The sequence below is a fragment of the Bacillus sp. NMCC46 genome, assembly GCF_002998465.1.
Taxonomy (GTDB): Bacteria; Bacillota; Bacilli; order Bacillales; family Bacillaceae; genus Bacillus.
On record NZ_PVQZ01000003.1, the window covers coordinates 111,438 to 126,432 of the forward strand.

The 14,995-nt window shown below is 43.9% G+C and carries 18 protein-coding genes; 15 read left to right on the top strand and 3 right to left on the bottom strand.

What is annotated here, in order from left to right:
* Nucleotides 1-7: 7 nt before the first annotated feature.
* Both nagB and nagA read right to left on the bottom strand, forming a co-directional pair.
* Nucleotides 8-733 carry a glucosamine-6-phosphate deaminase gene (nagB, locus tag C6Y01_RS10110; protein WP_034660097.1) on the bottom strand — a complete coding sequence of 242 codons (726 nt, stop codon included), beginning with the start codon at nt 731-733 and terminating at the stop codon, nt 8-10.
* Nucleotides 733-1,923, bottom strand: coding sequence for an N-acetylglucosamine-6-phosphate deacetylase (gene nagA / locus C6Y01_RS10115; RefSeq protein WP_034660095.1), 1,191 nt, complete (start codon nt 1,921-1,923; stop codon nt 733-735). Before nagA ends, nagB begins: the two co-directional genes overlap by 1 nt.
* A 177-nt stretch (nt 1,924-2,100) precedes the next feature.
* On the opposite strand from nagA, the gene hprK reads away from it, so the two are divergent.
* The 7 genes from hprK to C6Y01_RS10150 all read left to right on the top strand — a co-directional run bounded on the left by hprK (nt 2,101) and on the right by C6Y01_RS10150 (nt 7,225).
* Complete coding sequence (gene hprK / locus C6Y01_RS10120; protein ID WP_003212943.1) at nt 2,101-3,033, top strand: HPr(Ser) kinase/phosphatase; 933 nt, start codon at nt 2,101-2,103, stop codon at nt 3,031-3,033.
* Nucleotides 3,034-3,044: 11 nt separating this feature from the next.
* Nucleotides 3,045-3,869: a prolipoprotein diacylglyceryl transferase gene (gene lgt / locus C6Y01_RS10125; RefSeq protein WP_095285749.1), complete on the top strand. Its 825-nt coding sequence runs from the start codon at nt 3,045-3,047 to the stop codon at nt 3,867-3,869.
* Between the two features lie 19 nt (nt 3,870-3,888).
* Nucleotides 3,889-4,833, top strand: a complete 945-nt coding sequence (locus C6Y01_RS10130; protein ID WP_034660091.1) for a nucleoside recognition domain-containing protein — start codon at nt 3,889-3,891, stop codon at nt 4,831-4,833.
* On the top strand, nt 4,830-5,480 hold the full coding sequence (gene ppaX / locus C6Y01_RS10135) for a pyrophosphatase PpaX (protein ID WP_034660090.1): 651 nt from the start codon (nt 4,830-4,832) through the stop codon (nt 5,478-5,480). The genes C6Y01_RS10130 and ppaX overlap by 4 nt, the downstream gene beginning before the upstream one ends.
* 1 nt (nt 5,481) lies before the next feature.
* Entirely contained in the window at nt 5,482-6,000 is a 519-nt protein-coding gene (locus tag C6Y01_RS10140; RefSeq protein WP_034660089.1) for an acyltransferase, read from the top strand.
* A gap of 69 nt (nt 6,001-6,069) precedes the next feature.
* A complete protein-coding gene (locus C6Y01_RS10145; RefSeq protein WP_003213266.1) occupies nt 6,070-6,498 on the top strand; it encodes an Rrf2 family transcriptional regulator in 429 nt (142 codons plus the stop codon).
* A gap of 85 nt (nt 6,499-6,583) precedes the next feature.
* Entirely contained in the window at nt 6,584-7,225 is a 642-nt protein-coding gene (locus C6Y01_RS10150; protein WP_106038163.1) for an NAD(P)-dependent oxidoreductase, read from the top strand.
* A 217-nt stretch (nt 7,226-7,442) separates the two neighbouring features.
* Here C6Y01_RS10150 and C6Y01_RS10160 read toward each other — a convergent pair whose 3' ends face one another.
* Complete coding sequence (locus tag C6Y01_RS10160) at nt 7,443-8,237, bottom strand: C39 family peptidase (protein WP_034660087.1); 795 nt, start codon at nt 8,235-8,237, stop codon at nt 7,443-7,445.
* A 233-nt stretch (nt 8,238-8,470) separates the two neighbouring features.
* On the opposite strand from C6Y01_RS10160, the gene C6Y01_RS10165 reads away from it, so the two are divergent.
* The 8 genes from C6Y01_RS10165 to hisIE are packed head-to-tail and all read left to right on the top strand — an operon-like array spanning nt 8,471 to nt 14,900.
* Complete coding sequence (locus tag C6Y01_RS10165) at nt 8,471-9,646, top strand: ATP phosphoribosyltransferase regulatory subunit (protein ID WP_106038164.1); 1,176 nt, start codon at nt 8,471-8,473, stop codon at nt 9,644-9,646.
* Nucleotides 9,639-10,280 (top strand): ATP phosphoribosyltransferase, encoded by a 642-nt coding sequence (gene hisG / locus C6Y01_RS10170; RefSeq protein WP_003213329.1) that lies wholly within the window; start codon nt 9,639-9,641, stop codon nt 10,278-10,280. Before C6Y01_RS10165 ends, hisG begins: the two co-directional genes overlap by 8 nt.
* On the top strand, nt 10,277-11,566 hold the full coding sequence (gene hisD, locus C6Y01_RS10175; protein WP_034660085.1) for a histidinol dehydrogenase: 1,290 nt from the start codon (nt 10,277-10,279) through the stop codon (nt 11,564-11,566). The genes hisG and hisD overlap by 4 nt, the downstream gene beginning before the upstream one ends.
* A complete protein-coding gene (gene hisB, locus C6Y01_RS10180) occupies nt 11,563-12,147 on the top strand; it encodes an imidazoleglycerol-phosphate dehydratase HisB (protein WP_034660084.1) in 585 nt (194 codons plus the stop codon). Before hisD ends, hisB begins: the two co-directional genes overlap by 4 nt.
* A complete protein-coding gene (gene hisH, locus C6Y01_RS10185; RefSeq protein ID WP_106038165.1) occupies nt 12,147-12,785 on the top strand; it encodes an imidazole glycerol phosphate synthase subunit HisH in 639 nt (212 codons plus the stop codon). The genes hisB and hisH overlap by 1 nt, the downstream gene beginning before the upstream one ends.
* Nucleotides 12,782-13,519 carry a 1-(5-phosphoribosyl)-5-[(5-phosphoribosylamino)methylideneamino]imidazole-4-carboxamide isomerase gene (gene hisA, locus C6Y01_RS10190; protein ID WP_106038166.1) on the top strand — a complete coding sequence of 246 codons (738 nt, stop codon included), beginning with the start codon at nt 12,782-12,784 and terminating at the stop codon, nt 13,517-13,519. Before hisH ends, hisA begins: the two co-directional genes overlap by 4 nt.
* Nucleotides 13,516-14,274 (top strand): imidazole glycerol phosphate synthase subunit HisF, encoded by a 759-nt coding sequence (gene hisF, locus C6Y01_RS10195; protein WP_106038167.1) that lies wholly within the window; start codon nt 13,516-13,518, stop codon nt 14,272-14,274. The genes hisA and hisF overlap by 4 nt, the downstream gene beginning before the upstream one ends.
* Nucleotides 14,271-14,900 carry a bifunctional phosphoribosyl-AMP cyclohydrolase/phosphoribosyl-ATP diphosphatase HisIE gene (gene hisIE, locus C6Y01_RS10200; RefSeq protein ID WP_034660080.1) on the top strand — a complete coding sequence of 210 codons (630 nt, stop codon included), beginning with the start codon at nt 14,271-14,273 and terminating at the stop codon, nt 14,898-14,900. The genes hisF and hisIE overlap by 4 nt, the downstream gene beginning before the upstream one ends.
* Nucleotides 14,901-14,995: the final 95 nt, after the last annotated feature.

A 14,995-nucleotide genomic window follows, 5' to 3' on the forward strand; every position in this document is an offset into this window, starting at 1 on the left:
TTTAGCTTTAGCGTAGTGAACCAGCTTCTCGATCAATCAAAATTGTCACATCTTCATGAAGTTTCAGAGCAGATGCTGGGAAGTCTGGATGTATCTCAGTCTGTTCTAAATATTGTATCACTTTCGCTTTTGATTTTCCTGATGCAAGAAGGAGAATCTTTTTACTTGAAAGAATGCTTGCAATGCCCATGGTAATGGCATGTGTAGGCACCTTATCAATAGAAGAAAAGTATCTTGCATTGGCCTGCCGGGTGTTTTCATCTAGTTGCACGACATGAGTCTTTGAGTTAAACGGGGTACCGGGCTCGTTAAACCCGATATGTCCATTTTGACCGATTCCAAGAAGCTGAAGGTCGATGCCGCCTATATCTTGAATGAGCTGATCATATCTTAAGCATTCTTTTTCTAAATCAGGTGCAGCGCCATTTGGAAGGAAATACTGATCCTGAGGGAGATCAATATGATCAAATAAATGACGTTTCATGTAGGTCATATAACTATTTTCATGATCTGGATCAAGTCCTGCATATTCATCTAAATTGACTGTTTTTGTTTGTTTGAAAGACAATTGGTGTGCTTGATGAAGGTGAATTAACTCTTGATATGTATCAAGAGGTGTACCGCCCGTTGCTAGGCCAAGTACTGCATCTGGTTTAGAAGCGATTGTGCGTGCGATAAGGGCTGCTGCTTCTTTTCCTAATTGTTCTTTATCTTCAAATTCGATGATCTTCATTAGTGATTGGCCTCCTTTTTCTCAAAGACGATTTGTCCACGGCAGATCGTCATCATTAGTTCGCCAGACTCATCCCAAATCACAAGGTCTGCTTGTTTTCCAACTTCGATAGAACCGAGCTGCTGGTCAAGTCCTAGCTGAATGGCTGCATTGGTTGAGGTCATCTTCGCTATCTCTGTCCATTCACAATGTGTAATCTGTTTCATCCGTTTGACGCCATCTTTCATTCTCAGAATCGATCCTGCAAGTGTACCATCTGAGAGTAATGCTTTTTCGCCGCTGACTGTGACTGTTTGACCGCCAAATTCGTACGTCCCATTCCCGAGTCCTTTTGCGCGCATCGAATCTGTAATCATGATCAAACGATCACTTCCTTTTGCTAAATATGCAAGCTTAATGGAAAGTGGATGGGAGTGTATTCCATCCGTAATCAGCTCGGTATGAAGATTCTCGTTCGTAAGAGCAGCCCCCACAGCATTTGGTTCACGATGCTGAAACGAACTCAGTGCATTATAAAGATGCGTGACATGGCGTGCACCATGCTTTGCTGCTAATTCAATCATGTCATGACGAGCATTCGTATGTCCAATAGAAGGAATGATGTTTTTTTCTTGCAACAGAGAAAGAAAAGCAAAGTCAGGGTCTTCCTCAGGTGCAAACGTGACAATTCGAATAAGCTGTTGAGAAGCATCCAGCCATTTTTCAAAAAGAGGGAGATCGGGCTGCTTTATCCATTGAACAGGCTGTGCCCCTGCTTTATCTTTAGAAATAAAAGGACCTTCAAGATGGATACCTAAACATTGTGCCTGAACTCCTGCTTGTTCTTCATTATAATGTTTCCACTGAGAGACATTTTTAAGTGCTTGCTCTATCTCATGATGGTTTTGAGTGATGGTTGTTGCTAAAAAACTTGTCGTTCCTTCTGATGGTAAGTTGTTAGCGAGTGTATTCATGGCTTCTGATGTCGCATCCATCATGTCTGCTCCATATCCGCCATGGATGTGAATATCAATCATTCCGGGAAGTAAATAAAAGTTTTCCCGGGAAATATATACTTTTTCATAATTTCCTGTCGGTGGTGATGTTGAAATATAGTCAATCTTGCCGTCGCGTAAACCGACAAAACTGTTTGCAATCATTTCAGTCTTTGTCACAATATGAATATTGGAGAGCAATAAAGAGCTGCTCATGATTGTGCCCCCTTTAGTCATTGTCTTTGACTTAGTTTACCCTTTTTAAGTATAGTTGTCTATACCAGTGAAACAGATGAAACAGGATCAGGATAAAATACTGTTTTGGGATCATGATTGAAAGTGATAAAATAGAGCTGTATTTCTGAATCGCCTGTGATAAAAGGAGGAAGAAGCGTGCCGAAAGTTCGTACGAAGGACATAATGGAACAATTTCATCTTGAACTGGTAAGTGGGGAAGAAGGGATTAATCGTCCCATTACAATCAGTGATCTTTCCAGACCAGGTATTGAAATGGCTGGTTATTTTACATATTACCCAAAAGAAAGAGTTCAACTTTTAGGGAAAACAGAGCTTTCTTTTTTTGAACAACTCCCAGAACGCGAACGAAAGCAGAGAATGATGTCTCTTTGTACAGATATTACCCCTGCAATTATTTTGTCACGAGATCGTGAAGTGCCGAAGGAATTAATTGAAGCTTCAAATGAAAATGGCGTCCCTGTGTTACGATCAAGCCTAAAAACGACAAGACTTTCGAGTCGGTTGACCAACTTTTTAGAAAGTAAGCTTGCACCAACGACCGCCATTCATGGCGTGCTCGTAGATGTATATGGTGTAGGTGTATTGTTAATTGGAAAAAGCGGAGTAGGAAAAAGTGAAACAGCCTTAGAACTAGTGAAGAGGGGACACAGGCTGGTCGCAGACGATTGCGTGGAAATCCGTCAAGAGGATCAGGATACGTTAGTTGGAAGCGCACCAGAGCTGATTGAACATCTTTTAGAAATCCGTGGATTAGGCATCATTAATGTGATGACCTTATTTGGAGCCGGTGCTGTCAGAAGCTATAAGAGAATTACGATTGTAATGAACCTTGAGCTTTGGGAACAAGGCAAACAGTACGATCGTTTAGGACTTGAAGAAGAAAAAATGCGAATCATCGATACAGATGTACCGAAGCTGACCATCCCTGTCCGGCCAGGAAGAAACTTAGCGGTCATCATTGAGGTGGCTGCGATGAACTTCAGGTTAAAACGCATGGGACATAATGCGGCGGAACAATTTACAAGTAAACTTGCCGATGTCATTGAAGACAATGGCCAGGATGAATAGGAGTTGTCTATATGAACGAAGCGATTCAGCCAATTGATCCGATTGCTTTTCAGCTCGGACCTCTTTCGGTTCATTGGTATGGTGTGATCATTGGGGTCGGAGCCTTGCTGGGACTCTGGCTTGCACTGAGAGAATGTGAGAAGAGAGGAATCAATAAAGATACGTTTATTGACTTAATCTTATTTGCCATTCCAATAGCCATTATTAGTGCACGAATTTATTATGTATCCTTCGAATGGGATTACTATCAGCAGCATCCAAATGAAATCATTAAGATTTGGAATGGCGGAATTGCTATTCACGGCGGGCTGATAGGTGCTGTGCTGACAGCGATCGTCTTTACAAAAGTGAAAAAGGTATCCTTTTGGAAAATAGCCGATGTAGCAGCACCTAGTATTTTACTAGGGCAGGCGATTGGTCGCTGGGGGAACTTTATTAATCAGGAAGCGCATGGTGAGGCGGTTTCAAGAGCCTTTTTAGAGAATTTGCATCTGCCAGAGTTTATCATTAATCAAATGTATATTGATGGGACCTATTATCACCCAACGTTCTTATACGAATCATTATGGAATCTTGCCGGTGTTGTGATCTTGATTTTATTACGCAGAACATCGCTGCGCAGAGGCGAAATCTTCTTGTCTTATTTAATCTGGTATTCAATCGGTCGTTTCTTCATTGAAGGGATGAGAACGGACAGCTTGATGCTGACAGAACATCTACGAATCGCTCAAATGATTTCGATTGCCATTTTTGCAGTGGCTGTTCTGCTGATGATCTTTAGAAGAATGAAAGGATACGCATCGATTCCGTATAAAGAGAACAACTCATCGAATTAAGCAGGGGGGATCAGAAGAGATGGGAGAGACATGGAAAAACGGCTTAAAAGCAGGGCTATCGACAACTTGGACACTTGGAAAAGTCATCTTTCCGGTTACCATTCTCGTCAGTATCTTGCAGCATACGCCTGTTATGGATTGGATCATACAATTCATACGGCCATTTATGGGGTTGTTTGGTCTTTCAGGAGAAGCGGCCATTCCGCTTGTATTAGGAAATGTGCTGAACTTGTATGCGGGCATAGCCGCCATTCTGACACTAGATCTTCCTGTGAAGGAAGTGTTCATTTTGGCCGTGATGCTGTCCTTTTGCCATAACCTGATCATCGAATCGACAGTGGCAGCAAAGGTTGGACTCAGAGTGTCTGTCATTTTGCTGGTCAGAATCAGCCTTGCTGTTATTTCGGCTATTGTCATTCATCTCGTTTGGCAGGGAGGCCAGGAGCCGGCACAATATGGACTGCTGACGGCAGCTCAGACGGCTGATGTGCCTTCCAGCTGGTACATGATTGTCCTTGTCGCTTTACAAAAAGCCGTACTCGGTGTGCTCCAGCTCGCCTGTATCGTCATCCCTCTCATGATCATCATTCAATTCATGAGAGATTTAGGATGGCTCCATACGCTGTCTAAGTGGCTGTCTCCATTTACGAGAATGCTTGGAATGAAAGAAAATACGTCGATGACAATGGTAGCTGGATTAACCATCGGTCTGGCATACGGAGCCGGCGTGATGATGAAGGCAGTGGAAGAGGACGGCGTGAGTAAAAAGGATTTAACCCTTGCCTTTATTTTCCTTGTTGCCTGCCATGCAGTGGTCGAAGATACGCTGATATTTATTCCACTTGGGATTCCTGTGTGGCCGCTTCTTGTCATCCGTCTGATATCTGCTATTTTATTAACAGCTGCCATTAGCTATATTTGGCGGAAGCGGGAGCTTGCAGCTGTTAGAAAGGAAGCCATATGAACGAATCAACTATTAACACCGTGCTATTTGATTTAGATGGCACATTAATCAATACGAATGAATTAATTATTGCTTCATTTCAACATACGCTTGATCATTATTATCCTGGTCAGTACAGCCGTGAAGAGATCCTTCATTTCATTGGTCCATCATTGTTTGATACATTCTCTGCGATGGACCCTGAGCTAACGGATGATATGATTCAGATGTATCGAACGTTTAATCATCAACAGCATGATCTGCTTGTGACTGAATATGAGACTGTTTTAGATACATTGAAAGTCCTGCAGGATCAAGGATTTAAACTTGGGATAGTCACAACAAAAATACGTGATACGGTTTTAATGGGTTTGAAGCTGACAGGTTTAGAGCCATTCTTTGAGGTGATTGTGACGCTCGATGATGTCCAAAATGAGAAGCCGCATCCAGAACCTGTCCAGCTGGCATTATCCAAGCTTGGCAGTGATCCACATGAAGCGGTGATGGTCGGCGATAATTATCACGATATTTTGTCTGGTCAAGCGGCAGGGACAAAAACAGCAGGTGTTGCTTGGTCGATTAAGGGAGAAGAGGCCCTTTTAAAGCATCGCCCTGATTTCATGCTGAAGAAAATGAGTGATCTCCTGGCGATTGTTGGAGCTGATTGAGTTGAGAAAAACAGATCGTTATCCTGTAAAAGGGGTCAATTCGTTACGACAAGTCTATCGGACGGTTTCCTTTTTCAAAGTGGTGAAAAACTTTATTTTCATTCAAATAGCACGGTACACGCCTTTTATGGGAATGAAAAATTGGATATACCGAACCTTTCTTCGTATGAAGGTCGGCGAGGATACGGCGTTTGCCTTAATGGTCATGGTGGATCTCATGTTTCCTGAGAAAATCAAGGTCGGTCGAAATAGTGTGATTGGCTATAACACGACCATCTTGTCCCATGAGTATTTGATTAAAGAATACAGACTTGGGGAAGTCTATATTGGTGACGAAGTCTTAATTGGAGCTAATTCAACCATTTTACCTGGTGTAACCATTGGGGATGGGGCGATCGTATCGGCTGGTACACTTGTTCATAAGGATGTTCCAGCAGGCTCATTTGTTGGAGGAAATCCAATGCGCATGATTTATACGAAAGAAGAAATGAAAGCACGTCAATCTACGTCTGCTGAGTAGCTCGGCAGACTTTTTTGTTGACAATATGTTATGGTGTAACTATAATGATTACAACAGAGGTGAGAAAACATGAAAATCAGCAGCAGATTCACTGTCGCTGTCCATATTCTGGCCTTGCTATCACTTGAAAAAGGATCATTACAGACATCGGAGGATATCGCGGGAAGTGTGAATACAAACCCAGTGGTCATCCGCCGCATTATGAGTAAATTAAAAAAAGCAGGCCTAATCTCAACGAGTCTTGGCAAAGGTGGTTCTCAGCTGAACCGCAGTGAAGACGACATCACGCTGCTGGATGTGTATAAAGCGGTTGAAGTGGTGGATGAGGGAGAGTTGTTTCAAATCCATGAAAGCCCAAATCCTGACTGTCCGATCGGTGCGAATATCCAGGCTGTGCTTGAGTTAATCTTGTGCCGCGCTCAAAGTGCGATGGAGCAAGTGCTTGCTGAGATCAAATTAAGTGAACTAACGCAGGTGTTAATCAAAAAAATTGGATGATTATTCAATTTTTTTTACCTCTGTTGTAACTATACTTGTTACACCTTTATTTATCAAATAAAATCATTTTACAGGAGGAATTCATATGAAGATTGGTATTATTGGCGCTACAGGTAAAGCAGGACAGGAAATTGTAAAAGAGGCTCAATCTAGAGGACATGAAGTGACAGCCATCGTTCGAGATGCACAAAAGGTGACTAATTCATCCGTAGCTGTTATCGAGAAGGATGTGTTTCATTTACAAGCAGAAGACATCAAAGGCTTTGATGTCATCGTCAATGCATTTGGTGCACCTGCTGGACAAGAGCACCTTCACGTAGAGGCTGGGAAAAAGCTTATTGATATTTTGAAAGAGATATCGGATACGCGTTTAATCGTTGTGGGCGGAGCAGGCAGTCTATTTGTTGATGAGGCTCAAACAACAAGACTTGTTGATACACCAGAATTTCCAAAGGAGTATGTGGCGACTGCTTCACAGCAAGGTGAAAACCTAAAAGATCTTCAACAGACCGAAGGATTAAAATGGACTTTCCTCAGCCCTGCTGCATTCTTTGACCCAGCAGGCAAACGCACAGGTTCTTATGTGAAAGGGAAAGACCAGCTGATTGTCAATTCTAAAGGTGACAGCTATGTGAGCTATGCCGACTACGCCATTGCCCTTGTCGATGAAATTGAGCAGGCTGCCCATGTTGGAGAACGTTTTACCGTTGTATCTGAAGCAGAATAAGTCGTTTCACTGCTGCTAAAAACCATGAGTGAGAAGTCTAACGAATTATCTCTCATTTTTACTAAAAAAAGGTTGAATACTTCATTGTAGGCGGAGGAGTAATGACAGCTGCAAAGCTTGAAGACCGCCTGAAGGAAATACTAGAAAGATCATCATGAAAAAACATCCTCTATACGGCTAGAGGATGTTTTTTCATGTTTTCAATGAGAAAGGTGTTCTACGCTTTAATGATAATCGCCTGCCGGCCCATCTGTTCCCAAGAATCCTCAAACTGATCGCGATCGACTTTTTGATTCTTTTCACCGTATGGGTTATTTAGGTAGACATGTTCCTTGTCATAGCCCGTGATGACCACGCTATGCATATTAAAGCTCACATCTATTTTGCCATTCGGGGTATTCCATGTTTCGATGTTATCTATTTTGTCGAAGGTGGATGTGGTAATCACCCAAACAGGATACCCTTTTTCAAGTGATTGATAGATGGCTTTTTTGACAGGTTTTCCGCTTAAGTCGACGACTTGAGCGCCCGCATATTTTTTCGCAAGCTGATAAATAGGTTCATGGTAAACACCAAGACCTGGTCCATTCTCCATATCGCCTACAAACCCGTCATGCGGGTCTCCTTTTAAGCCATTTTCATAATTGAGCGGAACACGTTTGATTTCATTTGCCAATGCGTCTTTCGTCACTTGCTCATAACCGCTGTAATGAAGAAGCATCGCTAAGCTTGTGACTTCGCATCCATTATAAAGCTTTGGGGCATCCATTTGATTGTAGAGGATGACGTCCATGGCTTTTTTACTTCCTTTTAAAGAAGAATATGTGTTGTCTGTTTTTTTCGTTGATCGTGTTTCTTCAGCTGCGAGTGCCGTATCGTTTTCTTTTTCTTTGGCTGCTTCGTGTGGTGAAGCTGCCTTCTTGACTTGGTCGATTTGTGTCACGTATATAAAGCCGAAATAAACAAGGCATGCGCACAACAAAGTTAAGATTAATGTCTGGATGAACTTCACTGTAATCTCCTGTGTTATTCAATATTTTTAAGTATTATAGCACGTTCTTTTATCAAACATGCAGAAAAGGGACAGGTGTCACTTGAATGTAATAATTCCACAAATTTTTCATGAAAATAGAGAGAAAATAAAAATGATTGATTTAATTACTTTATTTTGTTAGCATATTATCATATTAGCGAACTAAAGGATTCGGAATTTTTTGTTTTAATGTGTTGGAGGTGCAGAAGAGCATGTTTATGTTTGAGAAACCATATGGTATGCGGGATTCATTACCAGGATTGTATGAGACGAAGAAAAAAGTGAGCCATTCATTAACAGAGGTCATGAATGGCTGGGGTTACCGTTTGATGGAGACACCAACGCTTGAATTTTACGATACAGTCGGTGTTCAATCGGCGATTACAGATACACAGCTCTTTAAGCTTTTAGATCAGAACGGGCAAACCCTTGTACTCAGACCTGATATGACGGGACCTATTGCGAGAGTGGCGGCTTCAAAGCTTCATGAACAGGCGTATCCGCTTCGCGTTGGGTATGCGGCCAATGTGTTCCGGGCGCAGGAAAGAGAAGGCGGAAGGCCATCAGAATTTGAGCAGGTCGGAATTGAGTTGATTGGTGATGGGTCGATTAGTGCAGATGCTGAAGTGATCGCGCTTGTCGTATTTGCATTAAAAAATGCCGGGCTAAAGTCCTTCAAAATCGCGATCGGGCATGTCGCTTTAGCAGAGACGTTATTTGTAGATGTATTGGGAAATACAGAGCGTGCAAACGTCCTCCGCCGATTCTTATATGAAAAGAATTATGTAGGATACCGCCAGCATGTGAAGCAATTGCCACTCTCCTCCATCGATAAAACGAGGCTGTTACAGCTTTTAGAGTTAAGAGGCGGCCAGGAAGTCACAGAGCGGGCAAAGGAAATCGTCGTTTCACAAGAGGGAAAAGAGGTGCTCACACAGTTAAAATCGCTTTGGGAGACACTTGAAGATTACGGCTGTACAGAATATATCCGTTTAGATTTAAGCATGGTGAGTCATATGAGCTACTACACGGGCATTTTGTTTGAAGTATTTGCAGATCATGTTGGGTCAGTCATCGGAAGTGGCGGCAGATATGACCAATTGCTGGCTCATTTTGATGCACCTACACCAGCTACAGGATTCGGACTTCGATTAGACCGTCTGCTTGAAGCGCTTGATGCAAAAGAAATCAATGAGCCGCAGGAGGCAGTGATTTTTAGTAAAGAACAACGGCTGGAGGCTTTTGCTTTTGCAGAAAAGGAGCGGTCAAAAGGGAAAAAGATCGTCCTGCAAGACTTAGCAGGGATTGAAAATATTGACGCGATGACCAAGGCATTTGAGCAGGTGACTTATTTTATCGGCGCTAGAAAGGGAGAGTCAAATGGGTAAAGTGTTGACGATGGCGATGCCAAAGGGCCGGATATTTGAAGAAGCAGCTGGGTTGTTGAGACAGGCGGGATATCAGCTGCCAGAGGAATTCGAGGATTCAAGAAAGTTAATCATTGATGTACCGGAAGAAAACCTCCGCTTTATTTTAGCGAAGCCAATGGATGTGACAACTTATGTCGAGCACGGTGTAGCGGATGTTGGCATTGCAGGGAAGGATGTCATGCTCGAAGAAGCTCGTGATGTGTACGAAGTGCTCGATTTAAACATCAGCAAATGCCATTTAGCGGTTGCCGGATTACCGGGAGCCAGCTGGGGCGGTGTCGCGCCGCGTGTGGCAACAAAGTACCCAAATGTCGCATCTTCCTATTTTAGAGAACAAGGGGAGCAGGTGGAGATCATTAAGCTGAATGGTTCCATTGAATTAGCACCGCTCATCGGACTCGCCGATCGTATTGTTGACATTGTCTCTACAGGTCAAACACTCAAGGAAAATGGACTTGTTGAAACGGAGCATATTTGTGATATTACGTCACGGTTTATTGTCAATCCTGTGAGCTATCGGATGAAGGATGCGGTGATCGATGAAATGGCGCAGCGCCTTGCAAGAATCATTGAAGGGGAGGAAACATCATGAACATCACCTACATACAAGAAGGTGAGACAGAGACACTCTCACTCAAGCGGACTTTAGATACAGGCACGGAAGAGCAGCGCCTGGCTGTTCAGCGGATTATACAAGAAGTGAGGCTAAATGGTGATCAAGCGGTACAATCTTTTACAAAGCAATTTGATGGAGTGCTGCTTGAAGATCCGCTTGTCACAGAGGAGGAAATGACAAAAGCCTCCGAACGCATGGACCCAGCCATGATTCAGGTGATCCAAACGGCTATCCGTCATATTCGCACATACCATGAGCGTCAGCTGACATCCTCTTGGTTTTATCACCAGCAGGATGGCTCGATGCTTGGACAAAAGGTGACACCGCTCGATGCAGTCGGTGTGTATGTCCCCGGCGGAACAGCTGCTTATCCCTCATCTGTTTTAATGAATGTGATTCCGGCGCTTGTCGCTGGTGTTGAACGAATTGTCCTTGTCACACCTCCAGGGAAAGATGGCCATCTCTCAGACGCTGTACTGGCTGCTGCAAAGGAGCTCGGTATTTCTGAGATGTATAAAATGGGCGGTGCGCAGGCGATTGCGGCACTTGCCTATGGAACAGAAAGCATCCAGTCTGTTGATAAAATCACAGGTCCAGGCAACATATATGTAGCGCTGGCAAAGCGGGAAGTATTTGGCCAGGTAGACATTGATATGATTGCCGGTCCAAGTGAAATTGCTGTTCTAGCAGACGATACAGCAATGGCACGTGAGGTGGCGGCCGATTTACTTTCGCAGGCAGAGCATGATGCACTGGCATCTAGTATTTTGGTGACACCGTCTAAGACACTTGCTGAAAACGTGCAGGCTGAGATGAAAACGCAGCTGGATACCTTGCCAAGAAAATCAATCGCCGCACAATCCATACAAAATCATGGCCGTATATACGTGACAGATTCCATGGATCGTGCAGTAGACGTCGTCAACCAGTTAGCGCCAGAGCATTTAGAAGTGCTGACAGCATATCCAGAATCACTTCTTGGTCAAATCAAGCATGCAGGGGCGATTTTTTTAGGGCGTTATAGCCCTGAGCCGGTGGGAGATTATTTTGCAGGACCAAATCACGTGCTGCCAACCAACGGAACGTCTAGATTCTCCAGCCCGCTTGGTGTGACCGATTTTCAAAAGAAAACGAGCATTATTTCATATAGTCAAGAAGCGTTTGAGACACACAGGGATAGCATTGCGGCTTTTGCCAGATTAGAAGGGCTCGAAGCGCATGCAAGGTCGATTGAATCGAGAAAGCGGGAGGAATCGTCATGAGACAGGCGGAAACAGCGAGACAAACAAATGAAACGAATATTTCGTTAGCGTTAGAGATTGATGGGGAAGGAAAAGCAGATATTCAAACAGATGTCCCTTTTATGACACACATGCTTGATTTATTTACGAAGCATGGACACTTTAATTTGACCGTCGATGCGAAAGGAGATACGGATGTTGATGATCACCACACAACAGAAGATATCGGCATCGTGCTTGGGCAAATGTTTAAGGAAGCGTTAGGTGATAAAAAGGGAATTAAGCGGTATGGCTCCAGCTTTGTTCCGATGGATGAAACGCTTGCCCAGGTCGTGGTCGACTTAAGCAATCGCCCTCATTTGGAAATGAGAGCGGCCTTTCCAAGTCAAAAGGTCGGTACCTTTGATACAGAGCTTGTGCATGAGTTTCTTTGGAAGTTTGCGCTAGAAGCTCGTATAAATCTTCATGTGATTGTTCACTACGGAACCAATACGCACCATATGATTGAAGCCATTTTTAAAGCGATGGCACGTGCCCTAGATGAGGCAACAACCATTGATCCACGTGTGAAAGGGATTCCTTCGACAAAGGGGATGCTCTAATGATCGGAGTCATTGATTACGGAATGGGAAATTTGTTCAGCGTATCAAAAGCACTGGAACGAGCAGGTGCCAGTTATATCGTCTCCTCTGATGTGGAGGAGCTCAAAAAGGTAGATGCTTATATTTTGCCTGGGGTCGGTTCGTTTCGTGATGCGATGCAGCTGTTAAAACAGACAGGACTTGAAGAGTTTATCCACCAAGTTGTGCAGGAAGGAAAGCTGCTATTTGGTATTTGTCTCGGGATGCAGCTGTTATTTGAAGAAAGTGAAGAGGCAGGACGTACGAAAGGTTTGGGGCTGTTAAAAGGGCGTGTCGTTCTTTTAAAGGATCGCGACCAGGATGGGCAAAGGCTGAAGGTGCCTCATATGGGGTGGAATGAGCTCACATTTCATCAGCCCTCCCCATTGTTTGATGGTGTACCGGAAGGATTTGCGTACTTTGTTCACTCTTATTATGTAAGTGATATGAATCCAAAAGAGCAATTAGCAAGTGCGGATTATGGCGTTCAAGTACCAGCAGTTGTCGGCAAGGGGAATGTGCTTGGCGCACAGTTTCACCCTGAAAAAAGCAGTACAACGGGAATGGCGCTGCTCAAACAATTTATTCAATTAGCAAACGAACAGAGGGTGAACAAATGAGTGAATTTACATTGTATCCAGCGATTGATATGAGAAATGGCAAATGTGTACGGCTTGTGCAAGGAGATTATGATCAAGAAACCATTTATGGAGATTCGCCGCTTGATATGGCTGCGCGGTTTGCAAATGAAGGAGCAAAGTGGATTCATCTCGTTGACCTAGATGGTGCGAAAGCAGGGAATCGCGTCAATCATGAGCATGTACTGGCGATTGCTTCATCCTTAGATGTGAATGTACAAATTGGCGGCGGCATTCGGACAGAAGAAGACGTTGCCTTTTATATAAACAATGGTGTAGCTAGAGTCATCCTTGGCAGCTCCGCTGTTTCTAATCCCGCCTTTGTGAAAAAAATGCTTGCGCAATATGGGGAGAAAATAGCGATTGGGATCGATGCGCGAAATGGCTTTGTATCGACTGAGGGGTGGCTTGAAACGTCGAAAGTGAAGGCGGAGGAACTCGGCAAAGAATTGGCAAAGGAAGGTGCGGAGGTCTTTATTTTCACGGATATTCAAATGGATGGCATGCTGTCTGGACCCAATGTGGAAAGTACAGTTCGTTTAGCAGAAGCTACTGGCAAACAAGTCATTGCTTCAGGTGGTGTAAGCGCGCTAGCTGATCTTCAAAAGCTGTCAGTACAAAAACAGTCAGGTGTTTCTGGTGCGATCATCGGAAAAGCCCTTTACACGAAGCGGTTTACTTTAGCTGAAGCAATTGAAGGGCTTGACCGCGTATGATGACAAAACGAATCATCCCATGTCTCGATGTGAAGGAAGGGCGTGTGGTCAAAGGGGTGCAATTCCTCGGCTTAAAGGATGCTGGTGATCCGGTAGAATTAGCGCAGATGTATGATGAGGAAGGTGCGGATGAACTTGTCTTTCTTGATATTTCTGCCTCTCATGAAGGCCGGAAAACGATGGTGGATGTGGTCAAGCAAGTGGCGTCCACTCTTGCCATCCCTTTTACGGTAGGCGGCGGAATTAACCACCTTGATGACATGAAGCGCTTATTAAGAGCGGGTGCAGACAAAGTATCTGTGAACACAGCGGCAGTTTTAAGACCAGAACTGATTTCAGAAGGCGCCGATTTCTTTGGTTCCCAGTGCATCGTCGTCGCAATAGATGCAAAGTACGATGAAGAGAAAAAAGAGTACATGGTCTACACACACGGAGGGCGCCGTCAAACGGATATAGAGGTCAGCGATTGGGCAAAAGAAGCCGTGCTGAGGGGAGCAGGAGAGATTTTACTGACAAGTATGGATGCCGACGGTGAGAAAACAGGCTTTGATCATCGATTAACAAAGCTTGTGTCAGAAGCCGTCACCGTGCCTGTCATTGCCTCGGGAGGCGCTGGCAATGCCCAGCATATGCTGGAGGCATTTACAAAAGGAGAAGCTGATGCAGCATTAGCAGCCTCCATTTTCCATTATAAAGAGACTTCAATTCAAGAGGTAAAAACATACTTGAGAGAACACGGGGTGAAGGTCAGATGAAACAGGCAAACGAATTATCCTTTAATGAGGCAGGCCTGATACCTGCAATTGTACAGGATGCTCAAAGTAAGGAAGTATTGACATTGGCGTATATGAATCAAGAATCCTATGAAAAAACACTGGAGACAGGGGAAACATGGTTTTACAGCCGGTCGAGAAACGAGCTTTGGCACAAAGGCGCCACATCTGGACATACTCAGCGAGTCACATCCATTCGATATGACTGTGACAAAGATGCTCTGCTTGTTCTTGTCACACCAAGTGGACCAGCCTGCCATACTGGCAGCTATAGCTGCTTTTCGGAAGAAGGCGTGAAGCTTCAAACGGAAGAGCAGGATCGTTTTGCGATTTTAAATGAACTTGAACAGGTGATTGCAAAACGTCAGACAGAAATGCCAGAAGGCGCTTATACAACCTATCTATTTGAAAAAGGGGTCGATAAAATCCTAAAAAAGGTAGGGGAAGAAGCGTCAGAGGTCATCATTGCAGCGAAAAACCGGGATCAAGAAGAATTGAAATGGGAAACAGCCGATCTCCTGTATCATCTGCTTGTGTTATTACGTGAACAGCAATTGCCGCTTGATGAGGTATTAAAAGTATTAAAAAAGCGTCATCAAGGTGAGTGAAAAGCCGGGGGCACCTCTGGCTTTTTGTTTTTGAGTGAAAAACAAATCCTTCCTTTTCTTTTGTTCTATGTGACGACTCGTGAAGTATGTTATAC

Bases quoted from the DNA above. Each gene is read 5' to 3' on its own strand.
- nagB (WP_034660097.1), bottom strand. From the start codon at position 733: ATGAAGATCATCGAATTTGAAGATAAAGAACAATTAGGAAAAGAAGCA.
- nagA (WP_034660095.1), bottom strand. From the start codon at position 1,923: ATGAGCAGCTCTTTATTGCTCTCCAATATTCATATTGTGACAAAGACT.
- lgt (WP_095285749.1), top strand. From the start codon at position 3,045: ATGAACGAAGCGATTCAGCCAATTGATCCGATTGCTTTTCAGCTCGGA.
- C6Y01_RS10130 (WP_034660091.1), top strand. From the start codon at position 3,889: ATGGGAGAGACATGGAAAAACGGCTTAAAAGCAGGGCTATCGACAACT.
- ppaX (WP_034660090.1), top strand. From the start codon at position 4,830: ATGAACGAATCAACTATTAACACCGTGCTATTTGATTTAGATGGCACA.
- C6Y01_RS10145 (WP_003213266.1), top strand. From the start codon at position 6,070: ATGAAAATCAGCAGCAGATTCACTGTCGCTGTCCATATTCTGGCCTTG.
- C6Y01_RS10150 (WP_106038163.1), top strand. From the start codon at position 6,584: ATGAAGATTGGTATTATTGGCGCTACAGGTAAAGCAGGACAGGAAATT.
- C6Y01_RS10165 (WP_106038164.1), top strand. From the start codon at position 8,471: ATGTTTATGTTTGAGAAACCATATGGTATGCGGGATTCATTACCAGGA.
- hisG (WP_003213329.1), top strand. From the start codon at position 9,639: ATGGGTAAAGTGTTGACGATGGCGATGCCAAAGGGCCGGATATTTGAA.
- hisD (WP_034660085.1), top strand. From the start codon at position 10,277: ATGAACATCACCTACATACAAGAAGGTGAGACAGAGACACTCTCACTC.
- hisB (WP_034660084.1), top strand. From the start codon at position 11,563: ATGAGACAGGCGGAAACAGCGAGACAAACAAATGAAACGAATATTTCG.
- hisH (WP_106038165.1), top strand. From the start codon at position 12,147: ATGATCGGAGTCATTGATTACGGAATGGGAAATTTGTTCAGCGTATCA.
- hisA (WP_106038166.1), top strand. From the start codon at position 12,782: ATGAGTGAATTTACATTGTATCCAGCGATTGATATGAGAAATGGCAAA.
- hisF (WP_106038167.1), top strand. From the start codon at position 13,516: ATGATGACAAAACGAATCATCCCATGTCTCGATGTGAAGGAAGGGCGT.
- hisIE (WP_034660080.1), top strand. From the start codon at position 14,271: ATGAAACAGGCAAACGAATTATCCTTTAATGAGGCAGGCCTGATACCT.